The organism is Halomonas rhizosphaerae (assembly GCF_030012485.1).
GTDB lineage: Bacteria > Pseudomonadota > Gammaproteobacteria > Pseudomonadales > Halomonadaceae > Halomonas > Halomonas rhizosphaerae.
On record NZ_JASCQQ010000012.1, the window covers coordinates 47756 to 70890 of the forward strand.

Annotated in this window: 20 protein-coding genes; 5 read left to right on the forward strand and 15 right to left on the reverse strand. The window is 69.8% G+C overall.

Going from position 1 to position 23135, the window contains the following annotated elements; all coding sequences use genetic code 11:
• Window positions 1-16 precede the first annotated feature (16 nt).
• A complete protein-coding gene (gene rraA, locus QLQ86_RS05940) occupies window positions 17-505 on the reverse strand; it encodes a ribonuclease E activity regulator RraA (protein ID WP_282816218.1) in 489 nt (162 codons plus the stop codon).
• A 232-nt stretch (window positions 506-737) separates the two neighbouring features.
• Window positions 738-3341 carry a bifunctional aconitate hydratase 2/2-methylisocitrate dehydratase gene (acnB, locus tag QLQ86_RS05945; protein ID WP_282736149.1) on the reverse strand — a complete coding sequence of 868 codons (2604 nt, stop codon included), beginning with the start codon at window positions 3339-3341 and terminating at the stop codon, window positions 738-740.
• A 276-nt stretch (window positions 3342-3617) separates the two neighbouring features.
• Between acnB and QLQ86_RS05950 the strand changes: the two genes are divergently transcribed.
• The 3 genes from QLQ86_RS05950 to QLQ86_RS05960 are packed head-to-tail and all read left to right on the forward strand — an operon-like array spanning window position 3618 to window position 8662.
• Window positions 3618-4073 carry a DUF1289 domain-containing protein gene (locus QLQ86_RS05950; protein ID WP_282736148.1) on the forward strand — a complete coding sequence of 152 codons (456 nt, stop codon included), beginning with the start codon at window positions 3618-3620 and terminating at the stop codon, window positions 4071-4073.
• A gap of 8 nt (window positions 4074-4081) precedes the next feature.
• The gene (gene miaE / locus QLQ86_RS05955) at window positions 4082-4714 is read left to right on the forward strand and encodes a tRNA-(ms[2]io[6]A)-hydroxylase (RefSeq protein ID WP_282816219.1); all 633 of its coding nucleotides are present in this window, start codon (window positions 4082-4084) and stop codon (window positions 4712-4714) included.
• Window positions 4715-4747: 33 nt separating this feature from the next.
• The gene (locus QLQ86_RS05960) at window positions 4748-8662 is read left to right on the forward strand and encodes an AAA family ATPase (RefSeq protein WP_282736146.1); all 3915 of its coding nucleotides are present in this window, start codon (window positions 4748-4750) and stop codon (window positions 8660-8662) included.
• Window positions 8663-8734: 72 nt separating this feature from the next.
• Here QLQ86_RS05960 and QLQ86_RS05965 read toward each other — a convergent pair whose 3' ends face one another.
• From QLQ86_RS05965 to queC, 4 genes are read right to left on the reverse strand one after another with little or no spacing between them, the layout of a single operon-like run.
• Window positions 8735-9010, reverse strand: a complete 276-nt coding sequence (locus QLQ86_RS05965; protein WP_282736145.1) for a YkgJ family cysteine cluster protein — start codon at window positions 9008-9010, stop codon at window positions 8735-8737.
• A complete protein-coding gene (locus QLQ86_RS05970; protein ID WP_282816220.1) occupies window positions 9007-9852 on the reverse strand; it encodes a 6-pyruvoyl trahydropterin synthase family protein in 846 nt (281 codons plus the stop codon). Before QLQ86_RS05970 ends, QLQ86_RS05965 begins: the two co-directional genes overlap by 4 nt.
• Window positions 9852-10508, reverse strand: a complete 657-nt coding sequence (gene queE, locus QLQ86_RS05975) for a 7-carboxy-7-deazaguanine synthase (RefSeq protein WP_282816221.1) — start codon at window positions 10506-10508, stop codon at window positions 9852-9854. The genes QLQ86_RS05970 and queE overlap by 1 nt, the downstream gene beginning before the upstream one ends.
• Window positions 10508-11191 carry a 7-cyano-7-deazaguanine synthase QueC gene (gene queC, locus QLQ86_RS05980; RefSeq protein ID WP_282736142.1) on the reverse strand — a complete coding sequence of 228 codons (684 nt, stop codon included), beginning with the start codon at window positions 11189-11191 and terminating at the stop codon, window positions 10508-10510. Before queC ends, queE begins: the two co-directional genes overlap by 1 nt.
• Window positions 11192-11412: 221 nt before the next feature.
• Between queC and trhP the strand changes: the two genes are divergently transcribed.
• Window positions 11413-12852, forward strand: coding sequence for a prephenate-dependent tRNA uridine(34) hydroxylase TrhP (gene trhP / locus QLQ86_RS05985; protein ID WP_282816222.1), 1440 nt, complete (start codon window positions 11413-11415; stop codon window positions 12850-12852).
• 74 nt (window positions 12853-12926) lie between these two features.
• Window positions 12927-13337 (forward strand): SRPBCC family protein, encoded by a 411-nt coding sequence (locus tag QLQ86_RS05990; protein ID WP_282816223.1) that lies wholly within the window; start codon window positions 12927-12929, stop codon window positions 13335-13337.
• Window positions 13338-13615: 278 nt separating this feature from the next.
• Here the strand turns inward: QLQ86_RS05990 and QLQ86_RS05995 are convergent, their stop codons facing one another.
• The 9 genes from QLQ86_RS05995 to QLQ86_RS06035 form a co-directional block, all read right to left on the reverse strand.
• The gene (locus QLQ86_RS05995) at window positions 13616-13852 is read right to left on the reverse strand and encodes a DUF2789 domain-containing protein (protein ID WP_282736139.1); all 237 of its coding nucleotides are present in this window, start codon (window positions 13850-13852) and stop codon (window positions 13616-13618) included.
• Window positions 13853-13943: 91 nt separating this feature from the next.
• On the reverse strand, window positions 13944-14996 hold the full coding sequence (locus QLQ86_RS06000; protein WP_282816224.1) for an asparaginase: 1053 nt from the start codon (window positions 14994-14996) through the stop codon (window positions 13944-13946).
• Between the two features lie 86 nt (window positions 14997-15082).
• On the reverse strand, window positions 15083-16291 hold the full coding sequence (locus tag QLQ86_RS06005) for an efflux RND transporter periplasmic adaptor subunit (protein ID WP_282816225.1): 1209 nt from the start codon (window positions 16289-16291) through the stop codon (window positions 15083-15085).
• Between the two features lie 27 nt (window positions 16292-16318).
• Window positions 16319-18682 (reverse strand): ABC transporter permease, encoded by a 2364-nt coding sequence (locus QLQ86_RS06010; protein WP_282816226.1) that lies wholly within the window; start codon window positions 18680-18682, stop codon window positions 16319-16321.
• A 4-nt stretch (window positions 18683-18686) separates the two neighbouring features.
• Entirely contained in the window at window positions 18687-19418 is a 732-nt protein-coding gene (locus QLQ86_RS06015; protein WP_282736135.1) for an ABC transporter ATP-binding protein, read from the reverse strand.
• A gap of 34 nt (window positions 19419-19452) precedes the next feature.
• Window positions 19453-20679 carry an MFS transporter gene (locus QLQ86_RS06020; protein ID WP_282736134.1) on the reverse strand — a complete coding sequence of 409 codons (1227 nt, stop codon included), beginning with the start codon at window positions 20677-20679 and terminating at the stop codon, window positions 19453-19455.
• Complete coding sequence (locus QLQ86_RS06025) at window positions 20660-21214, reverse strand: hypothetical protein (protein ID WP_282816227.1); 555 nt, start codon at window positions 21212-21214, stop codon at window positions 20660-20662. The genes QLQ86_RS06020 and QLQ86_RS06025 overlap by 20 nt, the downstream gene beginning before the upstream one ends.
• A 7-nt stretch (window positions 21215-21221) precedes the next feature.
• Entirely contained in the window at window positions 21222-21722 is a 501-nt protein-coding gene (locus QLQ86_RS06030; RefSeq protein WP_282816228.1) for a hypothetical protein, read from the reverse strand.
• Window positions 21723-21810: 88 nt separating this feature from the next.
• The gene (locus tag QLQ86_RS06035) at window positions 21811-23121 is read right to left on the reverse strand and encodes a DEAD/DEAH box helicase (protein ID WP_282736131.1); all 1311 of its coding nucleotides are present in this window, start codon (window positions 23119-23121) and stop codon (window positions 21811-21813) included.
• Between the last annotated feature and the right edge of the window lie 14 nt (window positions 23122-23135).

A 23135-nucleotide genomic window follows, 5' to 3' on the forward strand; every position in this document is an offset into this window, starting at 1 on the left:
AAAGCCTCGTCGCACTTCAGCGCTCCAGGTCCAGCTGCTCGTCGGCGACCAGGATGCCGTTGTTGTCGGCATAGAGCCATTGGCCTGGCGACAGGGTGACGCCGGCGAAGCTGACCGGGAGGTCGCGCTGTCCTTCGCCGCGCTTCTCGCTCTTGCGCGGATGGGCCCCCAGGGCCTGGATGCCCAGTTCGGTCTCGGCCAGCACGTCGACGTCACGCACGCAGCCGTACATCACCACACCGGCCCAGCCGTGGCCGGCGGCCTGTTCGGCCAACATGTCGCCCAGCATGGCGCAGCGCGTGGAGCCGCCGGCATCGACGACCAGCACGGCGCCGTCGCCGGGCTCGGCGACCGCCTGCTTGACCAGGGAGTTGTCCTCGAAGCACTTGACGGTGCGGATCGGGCCGGCGAAGGTCTCGTGCCCGCCGAAGTTGACGAAGGTCGGCTCGAGCACCTGCACCTCGGGGTAGGCGTCGCAAATGTCCGGCGTGACGATATGGCTCACGGTGAGGCTCCTCGTGACGTGGGTGATCACCCGATGATGCCACGGCTCGTGCAGAACGAAAGTCCCCTTTGGTGGGACGGGTGGGGGGTAGGGGTACCGGAATGGCGGGGCGGGATCAGAAAAAAAGCGCCCCGGATGGGGCGCTTCGTTCATCGGCTCCGGCCGCCGCGGGCGGCGGCCTTCGATGTTGCGAGCATCGGAGTCGAACCTGAGACTATCACAACACCGGGTATCAGGCTTCCTGCGCGACCGGAATCACGTTGGAGGCGGCGTTCTGATACTCCTCGATCTCGTGGAAGTTCATGTAGCGGTAGATCTCGCCGGCCATGGCGTCGAACTCGCCCATGTAACGGCGGTATTCGTCGACGGTGGGCAGGCGGCCTTCCACGGCGGCCACGGCGGCCAGTTCCGCGGAGGCGAGGTAGACGTTGGCACCATCACCCAGGCGGTTGGGGAAGTTGCGGGTCGAGGTGGAGACCACGGTGCTCTTGGCGGCGACGCGGGCTTGGTTCCCCATGCACAGCGAGCAGCCCGGCATCTCCATGCGCGCGCCGGCGCGGCCGTAGATGCCGTAGTAGCCTTCCTCGGTCAGCTGGTGCTGGTCCATCTTGGTCGGCGGGGCCAGCCACAGGCGGGTCTTCAGGCTGCCGGCCGGCTGCTTCTCGAGCAGCTTGCCCGCGGCGCGGAAGTGACCGATGTTGGTCATGCACGAGCCGATGAAGACCTCGTCGATCTTCTCGCCGGCCACGTCGGAGAGCAGGCGGGCGTCGTCCGGATCGTTCGGGGCGCACAGCACCGGCTCCCGGAGTTCCTCGAGGTCGATCTCGATGACCTCGGCGTACTCGGCGTCCTTGTCGGCGCGCATCAGGCTCGGGTTGGCCAGCCACTCCTCCATGCCCTGGATGCGGCGCTCGATGGTACGGCGGTCGCCGTAGCCGTTGGCGATCATCCACTTGAGCAGGGTGATGTTGGACTTGAGGTACTCGGTCACGCTGTCCTCGGACAGGGTGATGGTGCAGCCCGCGGCGGAGCGCTCGGCGGAGGCGTCGGAGAGCTCGAAGGCCTGCTCGACGGTGAGGTCCTCGAGGCCCTCGATCTCCAGCACGCGACCGGAGAAGGCGTTCTTCTTGCCGGACTTCTCGACGGTCAGCAGGCCCTGCTGGATGGCGTAGTAGGGGATGGCATGGACCAGGTCACGCAGGGTGACGCCCGGCTGACGCTGGCCCTTGAAGCGCACCAGCACCGATTCCGGCATGTCCAGCGGCATCACGCCGGTGGCGGCGGCGAAGGCGACCAGTCCCGAGCCTGCCGGGAAGGAGATGCCCAGCGGGAAGCGGGTGTGGGAATCGCCACCGGTGCCGACGGTGTCGGGCAGCAGCATGCGGTTCAGCCAGCTGTGGATGATGCCGTCGCCCGGACGCAGCGAGACACCGCCGCGGTTCATGATGAAGTCAGGAAGGGTGTGGTGGGTGTCCACGTCGACCGGCTTCGGGTAGGCGGCGGTGTGGCAGAAGGACTGCATCACCAGGTCGGCCTGGAAGCCGAGGCAGGCGAGGTCCTTGAGCTCGTCGCGGGTCATCGGCCCGGTGGTGTCCTGGGAGCCCACGGTGGCCATCTTCGGCTCGCAGTACATGCCCGGGCGCACGCCGTTCAGGCCGCAGGCCTTGCCGACCATCTTCTGGGCCAGGGTGAAGCCCTTGCCGGTGTCGGCCGGCTGCTCGGGCAGACGGAAGACGTCGGAGGCGGGCAGGCCCAGGGACTCGCGCGCCTTGGTGGTCAGGCCGCGACCGATGATCAGCGGGATACGGCCGCCGGCACGCACCTCGTCGAGGATCAGCTGGGTCTTGAGCTCGAAGGTGGTGAGCACCTCGTCGGTGCCGTGCTTGCACACCTTGCCCTCGTAGGGGTAGACGTCGATGACGTCGCCCATCTCGAGCCTGGAGACGTCCATCTCCACGGGCAGGGCGCCGGAATCTTCCATGGTGTTGAAGAAGATCGGGGCGATCTTGCCGCCGAAGCAGAAGCCGCCGGCGCGCTTGTTGGGCACATTGGGGATGTCGTCGCCGAAGAACCACAGCACGGAGTTGGTGGCCGACTTGCGCGAGGAGCCGGTGCCGACCACGTCGCCCACGTAGGCGACCGGGAAGCCCTTGGCCTTCACGTCCTCGATCTGCTTGAGGGGACCCTTGACCCCAGGCTCTTCCGGCTCGATGCCGTCACGCTCGTTCTTGAGCATGGCGTTGGCATGCACCGGGATATCGGGGCGTGACCAGGCGTCCGGGGCGGGGGAGAGGTCGTCGGTGTTGGTCTCACCGGGCACCTTGAACACGCTGAGGGTGATCTTCTCCTCGAGGGCCGGCCTGGAGAGGAACCACTCGGCGTCGGCCCAGGACTGGATGACGTCCTTGGCCACGGCGTTGCCGGACTTGGCGCGCTCTTCCACGTCGTGGAAGGCGTCGAACATCAGCAGGGTATGCTTGAGCTGCTCGCCCACTTCCTTGGCCAGGTCGGCGTCGTCGAGCAACTCGACCAGGGAGACGATGTTGTAGCCGCCCTGCATGGTGCCCAGCAGCTTCACTGCGTGCACCCTGTCGATCAGCGGGGACTCGGCCTCACCCTTGGCGATGGCGGTGAGGAAGCCGGCCTTGACGTAGGCCGCCTCGTCGACACCGGGCGGAACGCGATTGGTGAGCAGGTCGAGGATGAACTCTTCTTCGCCGGCGGGCGGGTTCTTCAGCAGCTCGACCAGTGCGGCGACCTGCTCGGCGTTCAGCGGCTTCGGCGGCACGCCGTCGGCGGCGCGCTCCTCGACATGTTGGCGATAGGCTTCAAGCACGTTAGGGCCCTCATCGGTGGTGGTGGCCGAAGCCGGCAGACCTTGTCGAGCTTCGACGAAAGGCACGCTTCGGCGCGGGAAAACGTCTGGCAGACCCTTCCTGTTACCAGGATGTCAGCGGTGCCGCGATCATAGAGGAAACTGTCGACAATGTTAAGTTGGGCCCGCGGTGGCGGCCTTGAACTTTGGTCGGCGGCAACTTCGGGCTGCCAGCACGGCGTCCCCCGCGTTACCATGACGTTCTGTCAACGTACGTTAACGTCAACGGGAGGGGACATGGGAGAGCGCATCACCTCGCCGTGCGTCGGCCTCTGCTCGACCACTCTGGGCGACCGGGTGTGCCGTGGCTGTCAGCGCGTCGACAGCGAGATCCGCGACTGGCCGGCCCTGTCCGGCGAGCAACGACGGCGGCGAATGGCCGAGCTGGACCGGCTGCGGGCCGAGGTCGCCGGGCGCTTCCTGGTGGTCATGGATCCTGCGAGCCTGGAGGCGCAGCTGCGCCGTCACCGGATCCGCTTCCGGAACGAGCAGCCGCCGCTGTCCCGCGCCGTGGAACTGCTGCGGGTGGGCCGTGGCCGCATTCGCGACCTGTCGCGCTACGGGCTGGCCGGTCGCGACGGCGAGGACGTCGCCACGCTCCATGAACGCATCACCGCCGACCTGCGGGTTGCCGCCGAGCGGCGACAGGCGCTGCTCCCCGACCTCCTTGACCTGCCGACACTGGACCCATGATGCCCCCGATGCCGACCCTAGAGACGACCGATTGCCGGGACCTGCTGCCTGTGGAGCTGCTGGCGTTCCTGCCCTGCGCCACGCCGGATGCCTGGGTGGATTGGGCCCTGACCAACCCCGAGCTGTTGCTGATCGACCACGCCCAGTGCGAGAAGAAGGCGGCTTCCACGGCCATGAGCCTGCTCTACCGCTATGTGGACCAGCCGCTGCTGCTCACCAAGATGTCGCAGCTGGCCCGGGAGGAGTTGCTGCACTTCGAGCAGGTCGTCAAGCTGATGGAGGCGCGGGGGATCGTCTATCGCCAGATCAGTGCCTCGCGCTATGCCGAGGGGCTGCGTCGCCACGTCCGAGGTCAGGAACCGGAACGCCTGGTGGACATCCTGATTATCGGGGCATTGATCGAGGCACGCAGCTGCGAGCGCTTTGCCCGCCTGATTCCGCATCTGGACGATGAACTTGCCAAGTTCTATCGCAGTCTGGTTAAGTCGGAAGGTCGCCATTTCGAGGATTACCTGATGCTGGCGCGCCGCCTGGCCCCGGCGCCCATCGACGCGCGTATCGCCTTCTTCTCCGATCGCGAGGCCGAGCTGGTCACCATGCCGGACACGGTCTTTCGTTTTCACAGCGGCGTGCCGGCCTGAGGCCATCACTTCCGCCACGCAGGAATGATCACCATGCGGGATGCTGCCGACGACGTACACGACAATGACCGGGACCACCTGGCACTCTTCGGCCACTTTTCACTGAGTCTGGGCGACGATGTCCTGACCCAGTTCAGTTACGACAAGGTCAAGGCTCTGCTGGTCTACCTGCTCCTCCACGACCAGCCGGTCAGCCGCGCCACCCTGGCCGAACTGCTGTGGCCCGACCAGGGGCTGTCGTCGGGACGCACCAACCTGCGCCATGCCCTGCACTGCCTGCGTCAGTCCCTGGGCGACGAGGCCGAGCGGGTGCTGTCGGTGTCCCGCCAGACCATTGCCTTCCGGCTGCCGGAGCGCTGGCACTTCGACATGCACCGGCTGCAGGCGTTGCTCGAGGGGCCCGTCGACGTGACCACGCTCGAGGCGGTGCTGGCCTGCTACCGAGGCGATCTCGCCGAGGAGCTGCACCTCTCCAGCTGTGCCGAGTACCAGCGCTGGCTGGTACAGGTGCGCAACGAGTGGCGTCAGCGGGTGATCCGCTTTGCCGAGAGCGTCCTGGAGCGTCAGGAGCCGCTGCCGGATGGCGTGCTGGAGTCACTGGTCAGCCGCTTTTCCGGCTACGGACCCTTCCATGAGCGCCTGGTGCGCCAGCTGGCCGAGCAGGGCCAGCTGGCCGCCGCCCACGAGCAGTACAACGCCTACCTGCAGCTGCTGGCGCTTTCCGGCCAGCAGCCTGAGCCGACCTTCCTGCAGCTGGCCCGCTACTGGTCCGATGTCCAGGCCGAGGGGGCGCACCTCGGCCCCAGCGGGGCCTTCTCGCGCACCCTGGCCATGGACAGCGCCCCCCTGCGCGAGGACGAGATCGAGCAGCGCCAGCTCTCGGTGATGGCCATTCGCCTGCGGCTCAAGGCCGACCTCTCGGCCCGCGCCGATGCCCGCGCCTGCCTGGCGCTGCAGGTCGAACTGATGCGCTGGCTCGAGCAGCAGTGTCATCACCTCGGTGGCTTCTGGCTGCCCGGGGCGACCGGTGGCCTGGGCCTGGCCTGCTTCGGTACCCATGGCCCGGCGCACCAGCTGGCCGAACTGGTGGCGCTCTATGAGCACTGTCGGCGCGTGCTGCCCGACGAGACCCAGCGCCACTGGAGCGGCGAGGGTGAGCCGCCCCGCATCGAGCTGGCCGCCGGCCTGGACAGTGGCCGCGTGGTCTACCTGCCCGAGCGGCACCTGGTCGATCCGCTCGGCCAGGTGACCCAGGGCTCCCTCGACCTGATGAGCGCCGCCGAGGGCAGCGAACTGGTCATCTCCCAGGACGCCAGCCAGCACATGCCGCCGGCCCTCGACCTTCAGCCGCGGCTCTCCACGCGGCTGGTGGCCAGCGACGGCCGGGTGCGCCTGCGGGCGCTCGTCCTCGGTTCGAACGAGGGCGGGCGCGAGGCGCCTCCGCCCAGCCTGGTGGGACGAGAGGGCTCCCTGCGCACCCTGCGCGATGCCCTGGCCCGGGCCGGGATCGGTCTGAGGCAGAGCGTGCTGGTGCGGGGTCCCTCGGGGCTCGGCAAGTCGGCGCTGCTGGTCGGCTTTCGCCAGCTCGAGCAGAGCCGCGAGGCGGCGATCTGCTGGCAGCCCACCACCCGACTCTCCGTCCAGGAGCCCTATGGGGTGGCCCGTCAGCTGCTGCGCTGGCACCTGGGAGGGTGCATCGATGCCGAGGCGCTGTCGCGACTGCTGGCCGGCGATGATGCCCTGGCCCCCGATGCCGACCACCGCCTGCTGCTGGAGGAGGCCCTCGGCGTGCGGGAGCCCCGCGAGATGGCGGTGCTGGCCCAGAGCGGGGAAGCCGTCGACCTGGTCGTGGGGCTGGTCCATCGCCTGATCCGCGAGCTGTCCCGCGAGCGCACCCTGGTGTTGATGATCGACGACCTGCAGTGGCTCGACGAGCCCTCCTTCAAGGTGCTGGCAGGCCTCCAGGCGCGGCTGCCGATCAACAGCCCCTTCCTGCTGGTGGCCAGCCACCATGGCCGGGAGGCGCTGCCGGCGAAGCTGCACTGGGACCAGCAGATCACCCTGGGGCGGCTGGACGCCATGCAGTCCTCCCGGCTGCTCTCCCAGCTGGCGCGCCGCTACCGCATCCACCTCAGCCCGCGGCTGCGCGGCCAGATCATCGAGCGCTGCGATGGCGTTCCGCTCTACCTCCAGGAGATCTGCCGCCGGGTGGACATGGATCGTCGTGAAGGTCGCAGCGTGCAGCTCGACGAGCTGCCTCGTGGCCTGCTCGGGCTGCTGGCCAGCCGCATCGACCAGCTCGACACCGACCGCGAGGTGGCCCATGTGGCGGCGGTGCTCGGGCGCCGCTTCCGCCTCGATTTCCTGGCCGAATGCAGCGGCTGGGAAATGAGCCGCCTTGCACCGGCCCTGGAGCAGATGCGCCGTCTGGAGATCATCGAGCCGGCCGAGGGCGAGGAGGGCGAGCGCGAATACCAGTTCACCCACCAGCTGCTGCAGGAAGCCGCCTATCTCTCCTGCCCCCGGGACGTGCGGGTGAGCATCCATCGTCAGGTGGTCAGCCTGATCGAGGAGCACTTCCCCATGTGGATCAGCCGCCATCCCGGCGACTTCGCCACCCACCTGCGGCGCAGCGGCCACTATGCCCGCGGCGCCCGCTACTTCGAGCTGGCCGCCCGGGAGGCCCTCAAGGTCAGCGCCAACCGCACGGCCCTGAAGATGGCCGACTTCGGCCTGGCCAGCCTGCGCCATGTCGAGGGGCAGGCCGAGCGCGAGATCAGCCTGCTCACCGTACGTGGTCAGGCCGCCTTCGCCCTGGAGGGGCACGGCTCGCCCACCGCCCACGAGAGCTTCGTGCGGGCCCGGGAGCTACTCGCCCAGGAGGAGGCCGGCCTGGACGACGGCGGGGACCTGGAGCCGGCCTTCCTGGTCCAGTGGGGGCTATGGGTGGGCTGCAGTCAGCGCCATGCCCATGCCGATGCCTTCTCCCTGGCCTCGCGCCTGGCCGGTCTCGCCGACCGTCTCGAGGATCCGCGCTACCGGCGCCTGGCCGACTTCGCCCGAGCCAGCTGCGAGTACTGGGCCGGGCGCATCTCCCAGGCGTACGACCATCTGGAGGAGATCGACCCGCTCAATGCCCCGATGATGATCGAGTGGCTGCCGTTCTCCGACCATCCCCAGGTCGCGGCCGCCTGCTTCCAGGGTTGGACCCTCTGCCTGCGCGGCGACTACCAGCGTGCCGAGCGGCAGGTGGAATCGGCCATCCGGCTGGCCGAGCGGATCGGCCACCCCGGGAGCCTGGCCATGGCGCTGATGTATGCCGCGGCCCTCTATCGCCAGCTGGGGCATGTGCACCTGGCCACCATGCGGGCGGAGCGGGCCTTCGAGCTGACCGGCACCCCCGATTTGCACCTCTGGCAGGTGGCCTCGCGCAGCGTGCTGGGCTGGCAGCGGGCCCTGGCCGGCGACCGCGATGGTCTGGCCCAGATCGAGTCGGCCCAGGAGGAGCTGGCCGAGGTCACCGGGCGCGACCCCTACCAGCGACCGGCGCTGTGGTACGTGGATGCCTGCCTGGCCCTGGGGGAGCTGTCCCGGGCCGAGGACTACCTCGACCAGTGCCTGATGATTGCCCGCGAGCGCACCACCCTGTTCGTCCCCGAGTTGGCCGTGCATCTGGCGCGCGTCCGCCATCGCCTCGGACACTCCCGCGAGGAGGTCAAGAGCCTCGCCGAGCAGGCCCTGGCGCAGGCCCGGGAGGACGGCAATCTCCACCAGCAGCTCGCTGCCCTGGAGCTCTGGCTGACCCTGATCGATCCCCGCGACGAGGCCTCCCGGGGGGAGTTCCGCGCCTTGCTGGGCGAGGTGAGCCACAGCGATGCACCGGTCCTGATGCGCTGGCGCACCCTGCTCGACCGGCGCCTGCCCCATGCCGCGGACCTCTCCTCCTGACGCGTCGATTCGCGATCCGCAGGGGACAACCGCGCCCTTGGCGGGCGCCGTTGTCGTTGGGAGGGCAGGGCGTCAGGTGGCCAGTTCCAGGGCCTCGATGCGCCTGAGCGCCTCGTCGCGTCGCTCGCCGCACAGCTCGGGGTCGTAGTCGAAGCGCGCGCACACCGCAGGGCGACGCGGGTCACCGAACAGCCGACAGAGGTTGGTGTCATCGAGCTGCACGCAGCGCACCCCCGCCGCCTTGCCGTCGGGCATGCCGGGAATCGGCGAGCTGATCGAAGGTGCGATGCAGCAGGCACCGCAACCCGGGCGGCACGCGCTGGCGGGGGCCGCGGACGTGCCGGTCATGGCCGGGCCTCGGCGATGGCGCCCTTGTCGATGCCCTCGAAGGCCTGGACCCGTGTGGCCTGGCCGCTCTCCCGGGCGATGGCCCCGGCCAGCCAGGCGGCGATGTGTTCCACCGTGGTCGGCGTCGGCAGCACCGCGCAGCGGCTGCGTGGGAGCCGGATGAAGAAGTGCCCCTGCTCGGCGCGGTAACGGCAGGTGAGCAGGTCGCGAAAGCCGGGCAGGTCATCGTCGACGACATCCGCCGCGTCCAGCAGGTAGCGGTCGGCCAGCCAGTCGGCCCACTGCTGCTCGAGGACCGGAGCGCGTTGCCCCTGCTGCCACACTTGCAGGCGCGAGCGATGGCCATGGGCGATGCGCTGGCAGTTGCCGGCATGGTGCTTCAGGCCATGGCTGTAGGTGTAGGCGGCTCCCTCGATGGCCTCCTCGCGCAGGCGCAGGCGGATGTCGGTGACCCGTGACGGTGGGCGGCGCATCAGCTCGGCGGCCAGGTGGTCGGCGAGGCGTTCTGGGGTGATCTCGCGCCAGGGCAGCAGGGTCAGTGCCTGGCGCGGGGCACGCACGTCCAGCGGATAGGGCCGTTCGCTGCGTACGCTGAGCCCTTCCCGGCAGTCGTGGAGCTCCACGCCCGGTGCCCGGGTGGGGACCAGCAGGGTGTGGTCGAGGCCGCCATCGAGCCGCGACTTGATCCAGGGCTTTACCTCGCCGAAGTCGAACAGCATGCCGTCCTCGCCGAGCTCGCCGTCGAGCTCCACGTCGACCTGCCAGCTGGCGCCGACCAGGCCCCGCTGCGGGCACCAGAACGAGACGTCGAGGTGGGTGAGGCGGTTGACGAAGAGTGTCATCAGTCGATCCCCGCGATCTTGTGGGTCTGCAGCGACAGCCGCCACTGGGGATGGGCCAGGCAGTAGGTCACGGTCTCGGCCATGCCGTCGCCCCGAAGGCCCGCGGGGGCAGCGTCCATGGGCTGCAGGAAGAAGTGGGCGAACGCCAGCCCCGCGAAGTGCTCGGGCGGGGCGTCGGCCTGGGGGTGGACCAGCTTCAGCTCGTCGCCCTGGGTGATCGCCAGCCGATTCTCTCCCTTGGGACTGACGCAGAGCCAGTCGATGCCGGCGGGAGCGGGCAGGGTACCGTTGGTCTCGACCGCGACCTCGAAGCCGCGGGCGTGCATCTCGTGGATCAGGCGCTCGTCGAGTTGCAGCAGCGGTTCGCCCCCGGTAAAGACCACATAGGGCGTGGCTCCTCTCACATCCTGCCCTTGCTGGTCCGGCCAGAGCGCGGTCAGGTGCTCGGCCAGCGCCTCGGCCGAAGAGAAGCGGCCGCCGTGCTGGCCAGCGGTGCCGATGAAGTCGGTATCGCAGAAGCGACAGGCCGCCGCGGCGCGGTCCTGCTCGCGGCCGGACCAGAGGTTGCAGCCCGAGAAGCGGCAGAAGACGCTGGCGCGACCCGCCTGGCCGCCCTCGCCCTGCAGGGTGTAGAAGGCCTCCTTGACGTGGTACATCAACGGCCCCCTGGCGTGTAGGCGATGGGGTCCGTCGTGTCGTTGGCGGCGAAGGCGTCCAGGCGCTCGCGACAGCTGCCGCAGCGCCCGCAGGCAAGCGCCTCGCCCCGGTAGCAGGTCCAGGTGTCGGCGTAGTCGAGCCCCATGGCCAGTCCCTCGGCGAGGATCTCCGCCTTGCTGGCACGCAGGTAGGGCGTATGGATCTCGACGGCCTCGAAGTTGGCGATGCCTGCCACGGCATTCATCGCCTCGACGAACGCCGGACGGCAATCCGGGTAGAGCAGGTGGTCACCGCCGTGGGCGCCGTAGTCGACTCGTCCGGCGCCGATATTCACCGCCTTGGCGATGGCCAGCGAGAGAAGGATCATGTTGCGGTTCGGTACCACGGTGGCCGTGAGATTGTCTTCCGCGTAGTCGCCCTCGGGCATCTCGCGGCGGGCGTCGGTCAGCGCCGAGTCGTCGATCAGCCCATGGATGGCGCGGATGTCCACCACCTGGTGGGGAATGCCCAGCTCACGGCAGACGCGCGTGGCCACCTCGAGCTCGCGGGCGTGACGCTGGCCGTAGTCGAAGGAGAGGGCGTGGACCTCACGCCCCTCGCGCAAGGCGCGGTGGAGCACGGTGTAGGAGTCCATGCCGCCGGAGTAGATCACCACGGTGGCAGGTGTAGAGGAGTCGTTCATGGCGGGAGCTCTGGTCGGAGAATTTGTCGGGCCGCTTGCGCGGCGGTCCGGGGTCCGGTCCGGAAACGGCGCCAGTCTACTTGACCTGCCTTCCTCGGGGAACTCCCAACTGCCCCGCTCGGTGTTCGGCGCTCGGCCGATGGCCCTCTGTCCTGCTATAATCCTGCCCCCTTCACACCCTGCGCCGTCGTGCGCCATCGTCCTGACAACGGTGACCTCCTATGCAAGCCCCCGAACTGCTCTCCCCCGCGGGAACGTTCAAGAACATGCGCTACGCCTTCGCCTATGGCGCGGATGCGGTCTATGCCGGCCAGCCGCGCTACTCGCTGCGCGTGCGCAACAACGACTTCAAGATCGACAACCTGCACAAGGGCATCGCCTATGCCCACGCGCGTGGCAAGCAGTTCTACGTGGCCTCGAACATCGCGCCGCACAACAGCAAGCTGAAGACCTACCTGCGCGACATGGAGCCGGTGATCGAGGCCGGCCCGGACGCGCTGATCATGTCCGACCCCGGCCTGATCATGATGATCCGCGAGCGCTGGCCGGATCAGGTCATCCACCTGTCGGTGCAGTCCAACGTGGTCAACTGGGCGGCGGCCCGGTTCTGGCAGCAGCAGGGCATCAGCCGCATCATCCTGTCGCGTGAGCTGTCCCTCGCCGAGATCGCCGAGATCCGCGCCGAGTGCCCGACCCTGGAGATCGAGACCTTCGTCCACGGCGCGCTGTGCATCGCCTACTCCGGACGCTGCCTCCTCTCGGGCTACTTCAACCACCGCGACCCCAATCAGGGGACCTGCACCAACGCCTGTCGCTGGAAGTACAATACCGTGGCCGCCGCCCATGACGAGACCGGCGACCTGGTGCCGGCCAACTCGGCTCGCGCCCATTCAGGCAGCGGCATCTGGACACCCGGGGACGGGGGACAGCAGGGCGGCGGGCTGATCGCTTCCGGCGGCGGCAGTGCCCAGCAGGTCGAGGAGGTGGCAAGCACCGCCACCGCGGGTGGCGTGGAGGGCCAGGACGAGCTCTCGGCACTGATCGAGGACCGTACCCGCCCCGGCGAGCTGATGCCGGTGTTCGAGGACGAGCACGGCACCTACATCATGAACTCCAAGGACCTGCGCGCCGTGCAGCACGTGCCGCGCCTCACCGAGATGGGCGTCACCTCGCTGAAGATCGAGGGGCGTACCAAGTCCCACTATTACGTGGCGCGCACCGCCCAGGTCTACCGACGCGCCATCGACGACGCCGTGGCCGGCCGGCCCTTCGACATGCGCCTGATGGACGAGCTCGACAACCTGGCCAACCGCGGCTACACGGAGGGCTTCTACCGCCGCCACGTCCACGACGAGTACCAGAACTACGAGCAGGGCAACTCGGTGGGGGTCCACCAGCAGTTCGTCGGCGAGGTCACCGGCTACGACCCGGACCGTGGCGTGCTGGAGGTCGACGTCAAGAACCGCTTCGAGGTGGGGGATGGCATGGAGCTGATGCTGCCCGGCGGCAACCGCCGTTTCGTGCTCGCGCATATCGAGAACCGGCGCGGCGAATCCGTGGGCGCCGCCCCGGGGTCGGGTCATGTGGTGCGCATCCCGGTGCCGGGCGAGGCCATCGCGCCGGAACGGATCGAGTTCGCGCTGCTGATGCGCGATCTCTGACCCGGGCGGCGGCTGGACATCCACGGCCGCCGGCGACATTGTGGGCATCGATTGTTCGTCGAACAGGGAGCGGCATGGCCACCATCGAACACAGCGCGATTCTCAAGGCCTCCCCCGAGCGGGTCTTTGCCCTGCTCGAGCGGGTCGAGGACTTTGCCGACTACTCCGACCTGATCCAGGCCATCGAGCCGCTGGGCGAGGACCGCTATCGCTGGCATGTCCACGCGGTGGGCATGGACTGGACCTTCGACGTGGCGATCACCGAGGCACGATCCCCGGAGGTGCTGGCCTGGGAATCGCTGGACGGGGTCCACAACCGGGGCTGCTATCGCCTCACGCCCGTGGCCGGGGGCACCGAGGTGTCCCTGACCCTGACCTATGCCATCCGCAATCGCCTGCTGGAGAAGGCCGTCAACCGGGCGGCCCGGCCGCTGGTCGGCAAGGTCAGCCGGCAGATCCTGGAGCGGGTCGAGGCGCGGCTATGAATCCGGCGTCAGTGATCGATAAAGACAATCAGCGGCCTAGCTTACTGCCGCCCTGGGGCAGCGCTATGATGGGGTAAACAGGCCGTCGGCCTGTGCGAGGATCATCCCATGATCACTGGCCTTCTCTGGTGTCTTGCCGTCCTGGCGGGCCAACTCTGGCTGCTGCACCTGGTGGATCGACGCGTGGCGTCCATGCCACGCCTGCCGCCGCAGGATTTCCCTTCTACCGATGATCCCCGGAGTGGGCACTCTCCGCCTGCCTGACGGCGGCCATCGGCTCAGCCCTTGCGCAGCGAGGTGTTGAGGTGGTCGACCACCTCGGCCCAGTCGGCGTCTGCCTCGAGGGCCTCGCGCAGGAACTCGGCCTGGCCCTCGTTCCAGCAGGGCGCATCGGGCAGGGCGACGTCCTCGGGAAGGGGAGCATGGCGATCGATGAAGCGCTTGATCGCCGCGGGGTCCGAGGCGAGGCCGAGCTGCTCGAAGAGTTCGGTGAAGGGGTGGTCGGGGTGTTCCATGGCGTGACTCCTGCTGTCCTGTCGAGATACTCCCACCTTAGCGACTTCCGGGATGTCGTGCTTGACGCCCGTCAACGCTGCAGGCGACGCCTCATCGCTCGCCGGCGAGGGGCATGAGAAAGCGCCGTCGCCGCTCCTCCTCCGGAAGCGGCAGGGCCAGCAGGTGGACCAGCTTGGTGAAGGTGGCCTCCGGTGTCATGTCATCCGCCGAGAGCACTCCCGCATCGGCCAGCCCCTGACCCGCGGCGTAGCCGCCGAAGGCCACCGGGCCATGGGGACACTGGCTGAGGGCCGCCAGCAGCTTGCCCTCGCCGCTCGCGCGGGCGAGCGCCCCGGCCAGTGCCGGGTCGTCGGGCAGGTTGCCGCCTCCCCATACCTCCAGCATGGCGCCCCTGACCCGATCGTCGTGCAACCAGGCCTCCAGTTGCCAGGCCTGGATGCCCGGCCAGAGGGCCAGGCGCACGACACCCCCGGCATCCAGCGCCGCATAGTCGGCCAGCTCGAAGCGCGGGGCGCCCCGCTGATGATCCGCCAGCCCGCGTCCCGGGTAGAGCACGACCTCGTCGTCGACCCGCTCGCCGAGCATCGGCTGGTTGGGGCTGGTAAAGGCGTCGGCCTCGCGGGTCTGCCACTTGCGGGTGCGACAGCCTCGCAGCAGGCGGCCGGCGAAGCAGATCGCCACCTCCTGCAGGCGCGGGGTGACCGCGAAGTGCAGGGCGGCCTCGACGTTGGCCGCGGCGTCACTGCCCTCGGCCTCCAGTGGACGCATGGCCCCGGTGAGGATCACCGGGCGGTCCAGCCCCAGCAGCTGGAAGGCCAGGCTCGAGGCCGTCCAGGCCAGGGTATCGGTGCCATGTAGGATGACGATCCCGGCATGCTGCCGGTAGCGCCGCGCCACCAGGGCGGCGAGTCGCTGCCAGTCGCCGGGCGTGGCACTGCTGGAGTCGATGGGCCGGTCGGTCTCGAGCATCTCGAAGGTCGGCAGGCTCGCCTGGCGGCCCGGCGGCAGGTCGGCCAGGGCACGCCGGAGGCGATCCTCGATGTCGTGGCCCGGGACCAGGCCGCGAGCGGTCTCGACCATGCCCAGGGTGCCACCGGTGTAGATCACCAGGACGGGACGCTCTGCGGAAACCGGGGTGGGCATCTGGGCTCCTGTCGACGGCGGATCGGAAACGCGATGGCGCCATGATACCGGTCCGCGGCGAGGGGGCAAGGCGGCCAGTGGAGACGTCAGGGATCCGGGCTGACCCGCACGCCATCCGCAACCCGCTCGCCGGGATGGACGATGACCCGCTCGCCCTGCTCGAGGCCGCCGACGACCTGGGTGACCAGGCCGCTGCGCCGGCCGACCTCGACCCGGCGGCTGACCGCATGCCCGTCCGCGACCACGAACACCGTCCACTGGCCGGTCGCGCGGAACAGTGCGCTGGTGGGCAGCTGCAGGATCTCCTCGGCCTGCCAGACCAGGAACTCGACGTCGACCCGGAAGCCGCTGCCCAGCCCCAGGGCGGCGGGCTCGACCGCCTCGTCGAAGTCGACGATCACCGGCACGCGCTGCTCGTCGACGCCGAGCGCCGAGATGCGGGTGAAGCCGGCGGGCTCGATGCGCCGGACGCGGCCCGCCAGTGGCTCGCCGCCCCAGCCGGTGATTCGCACCGTCATCCCCGGGCGCAGGTGCACGGCGTCCATGGAGAGCAGGTCGACCTGGATCTCCAGGTCGTCGAGGCGGCCGAGCTCCAGGATCGGTTCCCCGGCGGCCACGCTGCCCTCGCAGCAGCGATAGCGGCCGAGCACCACGCCGTCGATCGGGGCGCGCACCTCGAGCTCCGGGTGCTCGATGTCGCCGCGCTGGCCGCTGGCCACCGCCAGCACGGCCCGGGCACTTTCCACCTCGAAGCTTGCCGCCTCGACACTGGACGCGGCGGCCCGCTCCAGGGCGCGCTGGCGGTCACGCTGGCTCTGGCGCTGCTCCAGCTCGGTGGTGGAGACCAGATTGCGCTGGTGGAGCTGGCGGTAGCGCTCGTACTCCGCCTCGGCGAAGCGTTGCTCGGCCCTGGCGGTCTCCAGGTTGGCGCGGGCCGCCTCGAGTCGGGCCTCGGCGGCCTGCAGGGCGTCCTCGGCCTGCTGGCGGGAGCGCGAATCGAGGGCCGGGGCCGGGCTGGGTTCCAGGCGGAACAGCACCTCCCCCCGTTCGACCTCGTCGCCTACCTCGAGCAGCACCCGCTGGAGGTAGCCGGCGATGGGCACGGAGACGTTCCAGGTGTCGCGTAGCCGCGTGCGCCCCTCCTCGGTGATCGAGTCAACGAAGGGGCCGACGATGACCTGGGCCACGCTGACCGGTACCGGGGTGGGGCGCAGCGCCCAGACCAGGGCCATGACCAGGGTCAGCCCCAGTGCGATCCACAGCAGGCGACGGGTCCAGCGCTGGCGTGATGTCATGAAGGCTCTCCTGTCATGGGGTACCGGTCACTCCACGGCCTTGAGCACGCGGATCCTGTCGAGACGGCCCAGGCGGCGGACCACCAGCAGGCCTACCAGCAGCGAGGCGCCCAGCACCCCGCCGGCGGCGATGCCGAAGGCCTGGGGCGTGAAGACCAGGGGGATCCGGTAGAGGTCGCTGCTGAAGGCCTGGTTGAGCAGCCGGGCGAAGGCGATACCGATGGCCCAGCCCAGCGGGATGGCGACCAGGGTCAGCAGGGCGATCTCGCCGAGCAGGATGCGCGAAACCTCGGCCCGGGTGTAGCCCAGCACCTGCAGGGTGGCCATTTCCCGGGCGCGTTCGGCGAAGGCGATTCGCGCATTGTTGTAGACCACCCCGAAGGCGATGGAGCCGGCGACGGTGACGAAGATCAGCGCGACCATCAGCAGCGTCTCGTCGAGGTAGTCGCGGATGCCGCGTTCGGCCTCGGCGAGCAGCCCGATGGCGGCGACGCCCGGCATGCCCCAGAGGGCGGCATTGAGCTCATCCATGCGCCCGGGATCGACCAGCAGCCAGGCCCCGCTGATGGCCGGCCCCTCGCCCATCAGGGCGTTGAGGCTCGCGCGCCGCAGGTAGGCCCCCGTGCCGAGGGGCTCGTCCACCAGGGCCACCAGCGGAAGGTCGACGCGGCGACGCTGGCCTTCCATGATCGCCACCTCCAGGGTATCGCCTATCCGGGCCTCGAGCTCCCCGGCGAGGTGGCGGGTCAGGGTCAGGCCCTCCTCGGGCAGCCCTCGGGCGTGGCCGTCGGCGTCGAGCAGCTGGCGCAGCCGTGGCATCGGTTCCAGGCCCAGCAGGCTGGTGCGGACCTCGCGGTGGCCGTGGACCAGGGTCGCGGGCACCCGGCGCCAGGGTTCCACCGCCATCAAGCCGGGCTGGTGGCGAAGCTCGCCGACGGCACGCGCCGGGGTCGCATCGATGAAGGTGAGCTCGACATCCATGCGCAGCACCTGGCGATACTGCTGGTCGAGCATCGCCTCCACGGCATCGAGCTGGTAGGCGCCCACCATCAGTAGCCCGCAGGAGAGGGCGATGCCGGCCACCGAGAGGCCGGCCTTGGCCGGGTGCCGGGCGAGGTTGCGCAGGATGATGCGTCCCTCGTGGCCGAGCAGGGCGGCCGGCAGCGCCCGTTCGAGCCAGCCTTGGCGGAACCGCGCCGGCGCCGGCGGGCGCATGGCCTCGGCCGGCGGGCGGCTGACCGCCCGCCACACCGCCTGCCAGGTGCCGGCCAGGGCGGCCAGCACCACCACCCCGAGCGACAGGGCCAGGGCCCAGGCCGGCACCCGGAAGACCATCTCGGGAAAGCGGAAGTACTCGCGGTACAGGCCGGCCATCCCGCTGGCGGCCCAGGCGCCGAGGGTGACGCCCAGCGCCCAGCCGGCCAGCACGATGGCGCCGGCCAGCAGGGCATAGTGGCGGGCCAGCTCCCTGTCGCGATAGCCGAACGCCTTGAGCACGGCCAGCTGCTCGCGCTGGGTCTGGATGATGCGCCCCATCACCACGTTGAGCAGGAAGGCCGAGACCGAGAGGAAGATGGCCGGCAGCACGCCGGCCATCAGGCGCTGCTGGGCCAGCTCCTCCTCGAGGAAGCGATGGGACTGCTGGTCGTGGCGGGTCTGGGCGCCGGTGCCGCCGTAGCGGGCCAGGGTCAGGTCCAGGGCGTCGATCACGTCTTCCTGGCGGGCCCCGGCCTGGAGGGTCAGGGTCAGGCTGTTGAAGGCCCCCTCCATGTCGTAGGCATTGGCCAGGGCGCGCTCGTTCATCCACATCACGGCATAGCGGCGGTAGTCCGGCATCAGGTCGGTGGGCGCGGCCTGGTAGAGGTGTTCCGGGCTCAGGGCAATGCCGGAAAGCCGAAGTCGCGTCTGGCGGCCATCGATGATTGCCTCGAGGGTATCGCCCGGCGCCAGGTCGTGCGCTTCGGCGAAGGCGTCGCTGACGACCACCTGGTCGTCGCGGCCGGACGCCGGCAGGGCGCCGGCGAGGAGCTTCAGGCGGTTGAGGGTCGGCTGGCGGCCGTCGGGAATTGACACCAGCAGGCCACGGACGGGGTCGGCGAAGCCGGGTACGGCCAGGCGCACCGCGGCCCTGACCCGTGACTCGATCCGGTTGACCCCCTCGATCTCCTGCAGCCGTGGCATCAGCCCCGCGGGGGCGCGCTTGACGTCGGCGAAGACCTCGGCGAAGTGGTGACTGGCGTAGAAGCGGTCCCGGGATCCCGTCAGCGCCTCCAGGGTGGTGACGGCGAGGATCAGCGTCATCACGCCGCCGGCGATCACCACGGCGATGGCCAGGGCCTGGCCCTTGAGGCGCCAGAGGTCGCGATGGAGCTTGCGGTCCAGGGTCAGCATGGCGTCACCAGCGAAGCTCGCCGGGCGGGCGGCGGCGGGCGTTGGTGTGGATCTCGTCCACCCGGCCATCGCGCAGGCGGATCACCCGGTCGGCCATCTCGCCGATCACCTCATTGTGGGTGATGATCGCCACCGTGGTGCCGGTCTCGCGATTGACGCGCTCGAGCACCTCCAGCACGCGGATGCCGGTGCGGAAGTCCAGGGCACCGGTGGGTTCGTCGCAGAGCAGCACATCGGGCTGCTTGGCCACGGCCCGGGCGATGGCCACGCGCTGCTGCTCGCCGCCGGAGAGCTGGGAGGGGAAGTGGTCGAGGCGCTCGGCGAGGCCGACCAGGGCCAGGGCGGCCTCGGGGGGCATGGGGTCCTGGCTGATGTCGGTGACGATGGCCACGTTCTCCCGGGCGGTGAGGCTCGAGATCAGGTTGTAGAACTGGAAAACGAAGCCTACGTGGTGGCGACGGAAGCGGGTCAGCTGGCGCTGGCTCGCCCGGGTCAGGTCGTGCTCCTGCCCGGCCCCGTCGCGATAGTGCACCTCGCCGTCGCTCGGGCTGTCGAGGCCACCGAGGATGTTGAGCAGGGTGGACTTGCCGGAGCCCGAGGCGCCCAGCATCACGACGAGCTCGCCGCGGTACAGCACCAGGTCGACGCCCTGCAGCGCCCGGATGGTGACCTCGCCCATGCGGTAGAGGCGGGTCAGTCCCCGCGTCGTGAAGACCTCATCCGTGCCGTTGTCCATCCGCCGGGCATCTCCCCTGCCTCCTGCTCCGAGTCTAGCGGGTGACCAGCCTTCCCGCGTCGTCGATCTCCAGGCGTCGGTTGCGGCCGGCGAGCAGGGCGAAGCCCATGCTGAAGGCGATGATGCCGAGCAGGACCCGGGTCAGGGTCGCAAGGCCTACCTCGAACTGCAGCATCATGCCGACTGCCAGCGGCCCCATGGCGGCCAGAGTATAGCCGCCCCCCTGGACCAGCCCCGAGAGCTTGCCGGCGAGGCGTGAGGTGGCGGTTCGCAGCACGATCAGGGTGAGGGCGAGACTGAAGCCGCCGCCCTGTCCGAGGCCCAGCAACACCACGCCGGGCCAGCGCCAGATCGCCGGCGCCTGCAGCAGCAGCCAGAAGCCGGCGGCGACCAGGCCCAGCACGATCAGCAGGGCGGGGCGCTGGTCGCGCCCCAGCCGTGCCAGCCATGGCGCCGACAGGGCCGAGATCAGCTGCACCATCACCGAGGCACCCATCATCCAGCCCGCCTCCGCTTCGCTGTAGCCGCGGGCCACCAGCAGGGTGGGCAGCCAGCCGAAGACGATATAGGCCAGCGATGACTGGCTGCCCATGAACAGCATCACCTGCCAGGCCAGCGGCTGGCTCAGCAGCTCCCGCGTTGAGCCGCCACCTCCGGGCAGGGCCGTGACGGCGTCATGGCGGGGCATCAGGAGCTGCCAGGCCACCAGCGCCACCAGCGCCAGCAGGGACCAGCTGGCCAGCCCGGCCGGCCAGCCCCCCAGGGTGTCGGCCAGCGGAATGCTCAGCCCCGCGCCCAGGGCGCCGCCGAGGCAGAGGGCCATGGTATAGACACCGGTCATCAGGTCGGCGCCGGCAGGCAGCTCGCGCTTGACCAGGGCCGGGAGCAGGGTCCCGGCCACGCCGATGGCGGCCCCGACCATCAGGGTGCCGGCGAACAGCGCAACGACGGCCGGCACGCCGCGCAGCAGCAGACCGCCGGCCAGCAGCAGCAGGGCGGCGGCGAGGGTGTTCTCGGGGCCGAAACGCTTGGCCAGCCAGGGAGCCAGCGGGGCGAAGATCCCCAGGCAGAGCACCGGGAGGGTGGTCAGGGCACCGATGGCCAGCGCCGAGAGTCCGGTATCCTGCTGGATGCGGTTGAGCAACGGGGCCAGGGTGGAGAGGGCGGGGCGCAGGTTGAGCCCCACCAGGACCATCAGGCCGATGAAGAGCGCCAGCGAGCGGGAGTCGGGACGAGACGCCTCAGAGCCGTTCGTTGTCATCACGCCACTCGCGTCGGCTCGCCGGCCGGGCGGGGCGACGCTCGTCCCGTGGCTCGGCGACCAGGGGGTGGTCCTCGAGTTCGTTGTCCGCGCGGAAGATGACCTCGCCGGGCGGCTGCGCAGTGTCGGGATCCACGCGCCGGCGGATGCCGGAGACATCCTCCACACTGACCAGGCCCAGCCCGCCGACGTTGACCCCCTGCTGGGCGACCAGCCTGCCCTCGAAGCTCCAGCAGCGCTGGGGCACCTGGGAGACGCGCCAGAGGCGGCCCTGCCAGTGGGCCTGGCCGTCGTCGGTCAGCGTCAGGTCGTCCAGCGGCACCAGGGCGGCGAACAGGCGGGCGTTGAGCACCAGCCCCCCGCCGGCCAGGCGCACGGCGCCCTGGAACTGCCCCTGCGCCAGGGCCGCGAGCACGGCCTTGCGCTTGTCCCGGCTCTCGAGCGTGCCCTGGCCGCACAGGTGCAGCAGGCCATCATCGACCTGCTTGATGACCCAGGCCTCCACGGGGGACGTGCCGAACAGCTTCTTCAGCATGCCGCGCTCACCGCATGTGGCGGCGCAGGTCGCCTCGCACCGCGTCGAGCAGGGTGATGAAGCGGGTGTCGCGGTCGCCGTCGATGCGATCGACCCGCACCACGCTGCTCATGCCGCGGTCGATGTTCAGCTGGTCGAAGATCTCCAGGGTGACCTTCTCGGCCGGCTGGTTGCCGGGCTCGATGCGGCCCTCCTCGAGGGTGAAGGTGGTCAGCAGGGTGGCGCGCACGCGCGTCGAGCCGCCCTCCGCCAGCACCCGGCGCACGAACAGCCAGCCCTCACAGGCCAGCGCCGTGTCGCCGTGATCCCGCAGGAAGAGGGTGCGATAGCTGGCGCCCTCACTGGCGGCCTTGGCGGCCATGCTGCGGTAGGCCTCTGTCATGCGCGTCGCCGAGACCTTCGACTCCTCGAGCCGCTGGCGGGCGCCGTGGTGTTCACGGTCGAGCCGGGCCTGCTGCTGAAAGGTCAGCCAGCGCCGATAACAGGTGACGAGATTCTTTTCATCCATGGAAGCGTCCTGCCTGGGACGGTGGAAGGGACTCGGGGATCAGCGGGCTACATTCGCACATTCCGATGCAGCCCGCCAGTCATGGGTCTCAGGCCTGGCGTGAGCCGGAGCGGCCGCCGCGCCGACGACGCGGGGCGCGGGCCTCGTCGCCACCGCTGCGCTGGCCCGCGGCCTGGCCCTGGCGTCGCTGGCCCTGGCCTGCGTTGCGGCCACCACCGCCCGAGCGCTTGCCGCGGCCGTTCTCGATGGGCTCGGGCCTGGCATTGGGGTCCGGCTCGAAACCCGGCTCGATGCGCTTCTCCAGGTCGCGCTTGATCAGCCGTTCGATGCCCTTGAGCAGGCCGTGCTCGTCGACGCAGACCAGCGAGACCGCCTTGCCCTCGCTGCCGGCCCGGCCGGTGCGGCCGATGCGGTGGACATAGTCCTCGGCCACGTTGGGCAGCTCGAAGTTGACCACGTGGGGCAACTCTTCGATATCGAGGCCTCGGGCCGCGATGTCGGTGGCCACCAGCACCTGCAGGTCACCGGTCTTGAAGGCGGCCAGCGCCTTGGTGCGGGCCGTCTGGCTCTTGTTGCCATGGATCGCCATGGCCGGGATGTCCTGCTTGGAGAGCTGCTCGGCCAGGCGGTTGGCGCCGTGCTTGGTGCGGGTGAAGACCAGCACCTGCTGCCAGTCGTGCTCGGTGATCAGGTGGGCCAGCAGGTCGCGCTTCTTCTCGCGGTCGACGCGGTAGATCGCTTGGTCGACGAGTTCGGCGGTGGTGTTGCGGCGGGCGACCTCGATCATGGCCGGATCGTCGAGCAGCTTGCCGGCCAGCGCCTGGATCTCGTTGGAGAAGGTCGCCGAGAACAGCAGGTTCTGGCGCTTCTCGGGCAGCACGCGCAGGATCTTCTTGATGTCGTGGATGAAGCCCATGTCGAGCATGCGGTCGGCTTCGTCGAGCACCAGGATCTCGACCTTCGACAGGTCCACGTGCTTCTGCTGGTGCAGGTCCAGCAGGCGGCCGGGGGTGGCGACCAGCACGTCGAGGCCGGCGCGGATGGCGTCTACCTGGGGCTGCTGGCCCACGCCGCCGAAGATCACATGGGAGCGCAGGGTCAGGTGGCGGCCATAGTCGGCCACGCTCTCGCCGACCTGGGCGGCGAGCTCGCGGGTCGGGGTCAGTACCAGGGCACGGACCTGGCGCTTGGCCGGGCGTGGGCCGTCGGCCAGGCGCTGCAGCATCGGCAGGGTGAAGCCGGCGGTCTTGCCGGTGCCGGTCTGGGCACTGGCCAGCAGGTCACCGCCCTTGAGGACGGCGGGAATCGCCTTGAGCTGGATCGGGGTCGGGGTGGTATAGCCCTGTGCCTCGACGGCACGGAGCAGTTCGGCACGCAGGCCGAGGTCGGAAAAGGTCATGCGGTCTCCGCAGA